An 8,450-nucleotide genomic window follows, 5' to 3' on the forward strand; every position below is an offset into this window, starting at 1 on the left:
CTAGAGCCGAACGGTCGTCCGCGCCGGGCTCTCGGCACCTAAGGTGCCAGAGTCGGAAGAGATAAGAGCCGAGCCATGCTCGGCTGCTCTCCGCACCGTCCCTCGACGGGCCGAGGAGCGCAGGGCACCGGTGCACAGCACCGGCTCGCGGCCGGCGGCGCGTTCCTTTTGGTTACTTTTCTTTTCGCGCGAAAAGAAAAGTAACGCCCATGAACCATCACGATCGCATCAGCATGGATCGAAGCGACAGCCCGGCTGCTGTCACCGCCTCAACGCATTGATCGCCAGCAGCACCCAGCCGGCCATCATGCTGGTGCCGCCGATCGGCGCCATCCGCGTCGGCCACTGCCACAACGCCCCGCCGACCAGGCTGCCAGAGAACAGCAGCACGCCCAGCAGCAGCACGTACAGCGCCAGATGCGCGATGGCTCCCTGCGCGCGTGGCCCGAGCGCCACCAGCACCGCACCGTGTGCAAACGCGTACAACGCCGCCATGTTCAGATGCTGCTGCGCAAGTGGATCGGTGACACCGTGCGACGCGTAGGCGGACAGGCCGATCGAGGCAGCGGCCAGCAATGCGCCCAGGCAGGCCAGCAGGGAAGGCTTACGTGCACGGCGTTCAAGATTGAACATGAGGGCTCCTTGCGCAGCGCCCATGCCGGGCGCCAGATGAAAAAAAACGCGCCGCAATGAGCGGCGCGTTTTCGTGTCCAACACTACATGGGTCAGCCGAGGCTTACTTGACGGCCCAGTAGATGTCGTAGGTACCTTCCGGGGTGAACGACTTGTCGATGCCGTCCTTCCAGGATTCGTACGGACGGTCGATGACTTCGTTGCCCGAGGTCACGGCCCAGGCGCGCAGGCCGTTGCGGGCCACGTCCAGACCTGCCATGTGGCCGGTGTAGGCCGCATGCGCCGAACGGTGCGGAGCCACGTGCACGTACTTGACCGGAGCGCCGCCGTCGATCTTGACGGTCAGCTCTTCAGCGGTGGCACCCTCAGTACCCTTCTTCTTCACCGGCTGGGCGATATCGAAGGCGTACTTCTCCTGACCGAAGTCGGTGGTGATGATGCGGAACGGACCGGCGGCTTCAAGGCCATTGGCCTCCATCACGCGCTTGATCCACTCCTGGTTGTCCTTGATGGACTTGGTGATGGTGTCCTGGCCGCGGTCCACGTTACCGGCGTTGACGACCAGCAGGTCTTCAACCGGCACATCGACGATGGCCAGATCGGTCAGCGGCGCTTCCGGGGTGCGGTAGTCGACGTTCGGAACGCTGGCGAGCATGTTGGCCATGCGCGACAGACCCATCTTGATGTCGTCGCCGATCTGGCGGCTGACATACAGGCCGGCGTAGCGGCCGAACAGGTCGAAGCCGTACTTCACCGAGTAGTCCTGGGTGATCTTGACGTTGCGGCCACCCTTGCCGGTCGGCTCCAGGGTGAAGGTGGTGACCTTGTCGTGACCCTTGGTCGGGTCTTCGATGGCGATCGCAACACGCTTGTTCTCTTCGGCTTCGGTGATCTTCCAGGAGCCGGTGCCCAGGTCCTTGGAGGTGAAGTCGAGCGTGGCACCGACGCCGGAGGCCGGGCCGGACAGCTTCAGTTCAACGGCGGGATCGCGCAGTACCAGCGGGTTCCAGTCCTTGAAGCGGCGCAGGCTGCTGACCGTGTCGTACACGATCGTCATCTTGCGGTTGGTCTCGATGCTTTCGGTGATGTGACGCTCGCCCGGCAGACAGACGCCAATAATGACGAACAGGCCAGCCACGATCCCCAAGGCGATCAGGAACTCGATAATACGGGTCATTCAGAGAGTCTCCGGGGCCGATCCCACGGCCGGGTTGATTGAAGCGAAGCGCCAATCCTAGCAGGCTTCGCGGGCATTGTTTATCGGGATTGGCGCACCGGTTTCCCTGCCGGCTGCGTATTTGTATGGACAAAGAATTCGAAGGGTACCGCATACCGATACCCATGAAGTAGGGGGCAACACCGGCAGGAGCCGGGGCATGCCCCCCCAAGTCGTTGTCCTGAAAAGGTTTTCCTCAGACCAGCTGGAGTTCGAACGCCTTCAGCACGGCCCGCGTACGGTCGCGCACGCCCAGCTTGGACAGGATGTTGGACACGTGGTTCTTGATGGTGCCTTCGGCCACGCCCAGCGAGTTGGCGATTTCCTTGTTGGAGAAGCCACTGGCCATCAACCGCAGGATCTCGGTCTCCCGGTCGGTCAGCGGGTCCGGACGGTCCAGGCTGACGAACTCGTTGCGCATGTGCTCCAGGCCCGACAACAGGCGCTGGGTCACCGCCGGCTGCACCAGCGAGCCGCCATCGGCCACCGTGCGGATGGCACCGACCAGCTGCGCCAGGGTCACGTCCTTGAGCAGGTAGCCCTTGGCCCCGGCCTTGAGCCCGGCCAGCACCAGCTGGTCGTCATCGAAGGTGGTGAGGATGATGGTTGGCGGCAGCTGCTCCTGCCGTGACAGCACCTGCAGGGCCTCCAGGCCCGACATCACCGGCATGCGCATGTCCATCAGGACCACGTCGGGGCGCACCTGCGGTATCAGCTCGACCGCCTGCCGGCCGTCGCCAGCCTCGGCCACCACCTCGATGCCGTCGTCGAGCGCCAGCAGGGAGCGGATTCCCTGCCGCACCAGGGTTTGGTCGTCGACCAGGCAGACGCGAATCATCAACGTACTCCTTCAGGAACCTTGGTAAGAGCGGCCACCAGCACCGTTGCAGGCACCGTGGCGCGTACCCGGAAGCCTTCGCCGGGACGGGTCTCGATCTGCAGCTGGCCGCCACATTGTTGCAGGCGTTCGCGCATGCCGCGCAAGCCATTGCCCACATTGACCATCTCCGCGCCCGCACCGTCGTCGTGGGCCTCCACCACCACCCGGTCCGGGGCTTCACGGTACACCTTGATCCACAGGTGCTGCGCACCGGCATGGCGCACCGCGTTGGTGATGATCTCCTGGGTGCAGCGCAGCAGGACATGGGCCCGCTGCGGATCTTCCACGTTCAGCGGGTCGTCGATCTCCAGCTGGATGTCCAGCGAGGGCACGTTCTCGGTCAGTGGGCGCAGTGCCGCGGCCAGGTCGATGGCGCCGGTCTCGCGCAGCTGGCTGACCACCTCGCGCACGTTGCCCAGCAGCAGCTTGGCCAGGGCGTGCGAGCGCTTCACATGGTCCAGCGCCTGGCCCTCGGCCAGGTGGCCGGCCACTTCCAGGTTCAGGGTCAACGCGGTCAGCTGGTGGCCGAGCAGGTCATGCAGTTCGCGCGAAATGCGGGTGCGCTCGTTGACCCGTGCGCTTTCGGCCAGCAGCGCGCGGGTCGCGCGCAGTTCCGAGTTCAGCCGGCGCTGCTCGTCGCGGGCCTCGGTCTGCTGCCGGGCGACCAGGCTGGTCACGAAGATGAACATGGAAAAGCCGCCGTACAGCAGCGACTGCATCACCGCCTCGAACAGCGGGAAGCGCAGCAGCATGTAGTAGACCGGGGCCACCGCCAGCTGGCTGACCAGCAGCCACAACACGCCCAGGCGCACCGACAGCATCCACGGAATGACCCCGGCGGCGACCATCATCAGGATGCTGCCCAGGCCCGAGCCGCTGAGGAAGCTGACCCCCAGCGCCGAGATCGTCAGCAGCAACAGCAGCCCGCGGTCGAGCCAGCTGGTGTGGCTGTCGCTGCGCAGGATGCGGGTCAGCCAGTAATAACAGGTGCCGAAGGCGAGGTAGGCAAGGAACAGCAGGACCGCCCAACCGCCCATGTCGCCACGGCTGTGCAGGTTCTCGAACTGCGAGTACGCCAGCGGCAGGCCGACCATGACCCAGGTGAACAGGCCGGCCAGGCGGAGGACGCGTGTATGGCTGAGGGCTCCCAACATGCCTGCACTCTACGGGCCCGGCCTGTGCACCGCACCCCACGGAAGTCATGCCTGCGCGGTCGCCTGTTCATGCCGCAGCCCACCCCGGGCATGCAATAATCGTGCGCAGGGTCCTTTGCTGGACCAACCGCGTTACCCCACGGAGTCACAATGTCGATTGTCATCCGCGACGTGCGCGAGCACGAGCTCGATTCCGTCCTGGCTTTGAACAACAACGCTGGCCTGGCCATCCTTCCCCTGGATGCGGCCCGGCTGCGCCTGTTCTACGAGACCGCTGAGTATTTCCGCGTCGCCGAGCGCGACGGCAACCTGGCCGGATTCCTGATCGGCTTCGGCAGCGCCAGCCAGCACGACAGCAGCAACTTCGCCTGGTTCAAGCAGCAGCTGGACACCCCGTTCTTCTACATCGACCGCATCGTCGTCGCCAGCCGCCGTCGTGGTGGCGGTGTCGGACGTGCGTTCTATGCCGATGCGCAGAGCTTCGCCGAACTGCGCTACCCGCAGATGACCTGCGAAGTGTTCCTCGACCATGGCGCCGATGCCGCCCTGCTCTTCCACGGCAGCTTCGGCTTCCGCGAGCTGGGCCAGAACACGATGCCGCATGTCGACGTGCGCGCCAGCATGCTGGCCAAGGAACTGTGCAGCTACCCGTGGGTGCAGGAAACCTACGGCGGCAAGCTGCCGGATGTGGCATGGACACGCGCACGGCTGTTGCCGGCGCAGGCACAGCGGCCGACGGGGACCTGAGCGTGGCGGTGAATTTCGATTACGAACAGGCCGGTGAACTGAAGATCGGCCAGGTGGGCATCGCCAACCTGCGCATCCGTACCCTTGATGTCGAACGCCTCGTGCAGGAGATGCACGAGCGCGTGACCCGCGCGCCGAAGCTGTTCGGCCGGGCAGCGGTGATCCTCGACTTCGGTGGCCTGAGCCAGGTACCGGACGTGGCCACCGCGCAGGCGCTGGTCGACGGCCTGCGCAGCGCGGGCGTGCTGCCGGTGGCACTGGCCTACGGCACCAGCGCGGTCGATCTGCTTTCGCAGCAGCTTGGGCTGCCGTTGTTGGCCAAGTTCCGCGCGCAGTACGAGCGTGCCGAGGCCGAAGCCGCCCCGCCGCCTGCACCGGAGCCGCGCCGTGCGGCGCGTGCCGAGCCGAAGCCGGCCCCGGCCGCGCCGGTGGCCAAGGTTGCCGATGCCGCCGCACCGCAGCCGGGACGCATGCAGCTGGGCAATGTGCGTTCGGGCCAGCAGCTGTACGCGGAAAACTGCGACCTGACCGTGATGGCCACCGTCGGCGCCGGCGCCGAGGTCATCGCCGATGGCAGCATCCATATCTACGGCACCCTGCGCGGCCGCGCGCTGGCAGGGGCCCAGGGCAACACCGCGGCACGCATCTTCTGCCGTGATTTCCATGCGGAACTGGTCGCCATTGCAGGCCACTACAAGGTACTGGACGATGTCCCGGACAACCTGCGCGGCAAGGCCGTGCAGGTGTGGCTGGAACAGGACCAGATCAAGATCGCTGCGCTGGACTGACGCAGCCCCCAAACAGAATCATCAGGAGAAGTCCTTTGGCTGAAATCATCGTAGTCACCTCCGGCAAGGGCGGCGTCGGCAAGACCACTTCCAGCGCGAGCCTGGCCTGCGGCCTGGCACGGCGCGGCAAGAAGGTGGCGGTGATCGACTTCGACGTCGGCCTGCGCAACCTCGACCTGATCATGGGCTGCGAGCGCCGCGTGGTGTACGACTTCGTCAACGTCGTGCACGGCGAAGCCACCCTCAAGCAGGCCCTGATCAAGGACAAGCGCTTCGACAACCTGTACGTGCTGGCCGCCTCGCAGACCCGCGACAAGGACGCACTGACCCAGGAAGGCGTGGGCAAGGTCCTGAAGGACCTGGCCGCCGACGGCTTCGACTACATCATCTGCGACTCCCCGGCCGGCATCGAGAAGGGCGCCTTCCTGGCGATGTACTTCGCCGACCGTGCGGTGGTGGTAGTGAATCCGGAAGTGTCTTCGGTGCGCGACTCGGACCGCATCATCGGCCTGCTCGACTCGAAAACCCACAAGGCCGAGTCCGGCCAGGACGTGCCGGCCTTCCTGCTGCTGACCCGCTACACCCCGGTGCGCGTGGAAAGCGGCGAGATGCTGAGCATCGCCGACGTCGAGGAAGTGCTGGGCCTCAAGGCGATCGGCGTGATCCCCGAGTCCGGCGACGTGCTCAACGCCTCCAACAAGGGTGAACCGGTCATCCTGGATGTCGAGTCCGCGGCCGGCCAGGCTTATGACGACGCCGTCGCGCGCATCCTCGGCGAAGAACGCCCGATGCGCTTCACCAACGTCGAGAAGAAGGGCTTCTTCAGCAAGCTGTTCGGAGGGTAAGCATGGGCCTGTTTGATTTCCTCAAAGCGAAGAAGACCACCGCCGAAACCGCCAAGAACCGCCTGCAGATCATCATCGCGCAGGAACGCAGCCACCGCGGTGGCCCGGACTACCTGCCGCTGCTGCAGCGCGAGCTGCTGGAAGTGATCAAGAAGTACGTGAACATCGACGTCGATGCGGTGAAGGTCGACCTGGTGAAGGATGGCCAGCACGATGTGCTGGACATTTCCGTGGCGCTGCCGGAAGGCCCGGACAAACCCTGACCCCCTGCCCCGCCCGTGCCTGCATGGGCGGGGCCGCATGACGCATGACCGACACCGCACCCGAACCGAACGTCACCCGCGTCGGCGATATCGCCTTCGCCGATGCGCAGTGCCTGCTCGCCGCGCATGGCCTGCTGCTGCACCACGTGGGCGCCGGTGATCCGATTCCCGGCAGCTACTGGGGCGAACCGGAGGCGGGCATCATCGCCAGCAATGTCTACGTGCGCGATGACACCCCCGTGCATTCGATGCTGCACGAAGCCTGCCACCTGATCGTACTGCCGCCGGAGCGGCGCGCGCAGGTGCACACCGACGCCACCGATTCAGTGCCCGAAGAGGACGCCACCTGCTACCTGCAGATCGTGCTGGCCGGGCAGCTGCCCGGCGTCGGCAGCGAGCGGCTGATGGCCGACATGGATGCCTGGGGGTATACGTACCGGCTGGGCTCTACCAAGGCGTGGTTCGAGCAGGACGCCGAAGACGCGAAGGCGTGGTTGATCGAACGCGGCTTGCCGGTGGCATAGAGCATCGGTAGTGCCGGCCGCTGGCCGGCAACCTCATGACTCCGTGAAGCATCACCGGGTTGCCGGCCAGCGGCCGGCACTACCCATCACCCCTGCCCGGCCAGCGCGCGCAGGGTGATGCCGACGACGTAGGCCAGATAGGTACCGGTGGCGTAGCCCATCGTACCCAGCAGCACGCCGACCGGCGCCAGGGCCGGATGGAACGCCGCGGCCACCACCGGTGCCGAGGCCGGGCCACCGATGTTCGACTGCGAACCGATGGCGAAGTAGAAGAACGGCACTTTCAGCAGCTTGCCCAGGCACCACAGCAGCACGATGTGCACGGCGATCCAGATGATGCCCAGCAGGAACAGCCACGGCCGGTCCAGCAGCGCCAGCAGATCCATCTGCATGCCGATGCAGGCAATCAGGAAATACAGCAGCAGCGAACCCAGCCGCGATGCGCCGGCCCCTTCGAGGGTGCGCGCGCGGGTGAAGCTCAGGCCCAGGCCCAGCGTGGTCGACAGCACCACGACCCAGACGAACGGCGCGTCCAGGCTGAACTGCGCGGCCCAGCTGACGTTGCTCTTGAACCAGGCCGCCAGCGGAGCACCGATGGCATGCGCCAGGCCGACGCCACCGAAGGCCACCGCCACGATCAGCATCAGGTCGGTAAGGGTGGGAATGCGTTCGTGTTCGGCCTGGAAGCGCGCGATGCGCTCCTTCAGTTCATCGATGGCCGAGGTATCGGCGCCACTGCGTGCGTCGATCTTCGCCGCGCGCCCGGCCAGGAAGATCAGCGCGGCCATCCACACGTAGCCGACGCCGACATCCACCACGGCAAACTGGCCGAACGTGGTGGCGTTGACGTCGAAGACTTCGCGCATCGCCAGCATGTTGGCACCGCCACCGATCCAGCTGCCGGCCAGTGCAGCCATGCCGGCCCAGGTATCGCCGGCCACGGTGTCGGGATGGATCGCGCGCATCACCAGGAAGGCCACCACTGCGCCGAGCATGATGCTGGCCGACGCGCCCAGGTACATCAGCACCAGCTTAGGGCCCAGCCGCAGGATGCCCTTGATGTCCACCGCCAGGGTCAACAGGATCAATGCCGCCGGCAGCAGGATGTCACGCGCGACCGGGTTGTAGAGCTTGGTGTTCTGGCCATCGATCAAGCCGACGGTGTTGTAGATGCCGGGAAGCAGATAGCACAGCAGCAGGGCCGGCACGAAGGTGTAGAAGCGTTTCCACAGACCCTGCTCGCGCGAGGCGGTCCAGAACACGGCGCCGAGGGTGGCGGCGATCAAACCGAAGACGACGATGTCGTTCTGGATCATGCAGGTGCTCTTGGTAGTGCCGGCCGCTGGCCGGCAATCTCGTACAGGTGGGAAGCAGCAAGCGGTTGCCGGCCAGCGGCCGGC

General features: G+C 65.8%; 10 protein-coding genes. 5 read left to right on the top strand and 5 right to left on the bottom strand.

All coding sequences use genetic code 11. From position 1 onward, the window contains the following. Positions 1-261: 261 nt before the first annotated feature. From ACMZPQ_RS14015 to ACMZPQ_RS14030, 4 genes are all read right to left on the bottom strand, one after another. A complete protein-coding gene (locus tag ACMZPQ_RS14015; RefSeq protein WP_049445939.1) occupies positions 262-633 on the bottom strand; it encodes a DUF423 domain-containing protein in 372 nt (123 codons plus the stop codon). A 103-nt stretch (positions 634-736) separates the two neighbouring features. Continuing rightward, positions 737-1,810, bottom strand: coding sequence for a polyketide cyclase (locus ACMZPQ_RS14020; protein WP_197584077.1), 1,074 nt, complete (start codon positions 1,808-1,810; stop codon positions 737-739). A gap of 235 nt (positions 1,811-2,045) precedes the next feature. Further along, positions 2,046-2,687 (bottom strand): response regulator, encoded by a 642-nt coding sequence (locus ACMZPQ_RS14025; protein WP_006424175.1) that lies wholly within the window; start codon positions 2,685-2,687, stop codon positions 2,046-2,048. Then, a complete protein-coding gene (locus tag ACMZPQ_RS14030) occupies positions 2,687-3,883 on the bottom strand; it encodes a histidine kinase (RefSeq protein ID WP_197584079.1) in 1,197 nt (398 codons plus the stop codon). Before ACMZPQ_RS14030 ends, ACMZPQ_RS14025 begins: the two co-directional genes overlap by 1 nt. A 150-nt stretch (positions 3,884-4,033) precedes the next feature. Here ACMZPQ_RS14030 and ACMZPQ_RS14035 point away from each other — a divergent pair, with 150 nt between their 5' ends. From ACMZPQ_RS14035 to ACMZPQ_RS14055, 5 genes are read left to right on the top strand one after another with little or no spacing between them, the layout of a single operon-like run. Next, entirely contained in the window at positions 4,034-4,630 is a 597-nt protein-coding gene (locus tag ACMZPQ_RS14035) for a GNAT family N-acetyltransferase (RefSeq protein WP_197584081.1), read from the top strand. Next, positions 4,576-5,418 carry a septum site-determining protein MinC gene (gene minC / locus ACMZPQ_RS14040; protein ID WP_197584083.1) on the top strand — a complete coding sequence of 281 codons (843 nt, stop codon included), beginning with the start codon at positions 4,576-4,578 and terminating at the stop codon, positions 5,416-5,418. Before ACMZPQ_RS14035 ends, minC begins: the two co-directional genes overlap by 55 nt. Positions 5,419-5,453: 35 nt before the next feature. Then, positions 5,454-6,263 (top strand): septum site-determining protein MinD, encoded by an 810-nt coding sequence (gene minD / locus ACMZPQ_RS14045; RefSeq protein WP_004148075.1) that lies wholly within the window; start codon positions 5,454-5,456, stop codon positions 6,261-6,263. Positions 6,264-6,265: 2 nt separating this feature from the next. Next, positions 6,266-6,526 (top strand): cell division topological specificity factor MinE, encoded by a 261-nt coding sequence (gene minE, locus ACMZPQ_RS14050; protein WP_005408532.1) that lies wholly within the window; start codon positions 6,266-6,268, stop codon positions 6,524-6,526. 44 nt (positions 6,527-6,570) lie between these two features. After that, positions 6,571-7,050: a hypothetical protein gene (locus ACMZPQ_RS14055; RefSeq protein WP_197584085.1), complete on the top strand. Its 480-nt coding sequence runs from the start codon at positions 6,571-6,573 to the stop codon at positions 7,048-7,050. A gap of 86 nt (positions 7,051-7,136) precedes the next feature. Here the strand turns inward: ACMZPQ_RS14055 and ACMZPQ_RS14060 are convergent, their stop codons facing one another. Beyond that, the gene (locus ACMZPQ_RS14060) at positions 7,137-8,366 is read right to left on the bottom strand and encodes a DUF819 family protein (RefSeq protein ID WP_312646415.1); all 1,230 of its coding nucleotides are present in this window, start codon (positions 8,364-8,366) and stop codon (positions 7,137-7,139) included. Between the last annotated feature and the right edge of the window lie 84 nt (positions 8,367-8,450).

The sequence above is a fragment of the Stenotrophomonas maltophilia genome, assembly GCF_047497515.2.
Classification (GTDB): domain Bacteria; phylum Pseudomonadota; class Gammaproteobacteria; order Xanthomonadales; family Xanthomonadaceae; genus Stenotrophomonas.

What these genes read in the sequence shown, in the direction of transcription:
- ACMZPQ_RS14055 (WP_197584085.1), top strand. Translation starts at nt 6,571, where the DNA reads ATGACCGACACCGCACCCGAACCGAACGTCACCCGCGTCGGCGATATC.
- ACMZPQ_RS14025 (WP_006424175.1), bottom strand. Translation starts at nt 2,687, where the DNA reads ATGATTCGCGTCTGCCTGGTCGACGACCAAACCCTGGTGCGGCAGGGA.
- ACMZPQ_RS14020 (WP_197584077.1), bottom strand. Translation starts at nt 1,810, where the DNA reads ATGACCCGTATTATCGAGTTCCTGATCGCCTTGGGGATCGTGGCTGGC.
- ACMZPQ_RS14015 (WP_049445939.1), bottom strand. Translation starts at nt 633, where the DNA reads ATGTTCAATCTTGAACGCCGTGCACGTAAGCCTTCCCTGCTGGCCTGC.
- minE (WP_005408532.1), top strand. Translation starts at nt 6,266, where the DNA reads ATGGGCCTGTTTGATTTCCTCAAAGCGAAGAAGACCACCGCCGAAACC.
- ACMZPQ_RS14030 (WP_197584079.1), bottom strand. Translation starts at nt 3,883, where the DNA reads ATGTTGGGAGCCCTCAGCCATACACGCGTCCTCCGCCTGGCCGGCCTG.
- ACMZPQ_RS14035 (WP_197584081.1), top strand. Translation starts at nt 4,034, where the DNA reads ATGTCGATTGTCATCCGCGACGTGCGCGAGCACGAGCTCGATTCCGTC.
- ACMZPQ_RS14060 (WP_312646415.1), bottom strand. Translation starts at nt 8,366, where the DNA reads ATGATCCAGAACGACATCGTCGTCTTCGGTTTGATCGCCGCCACCCTC.
- minC (WP_197584083.1), top strand. Translation starts at nt 4,576, where the DNA reads ATGGACACGCGCACGGCTGTTGCCGGCGCAGGCACAGCGGCCGACGGG.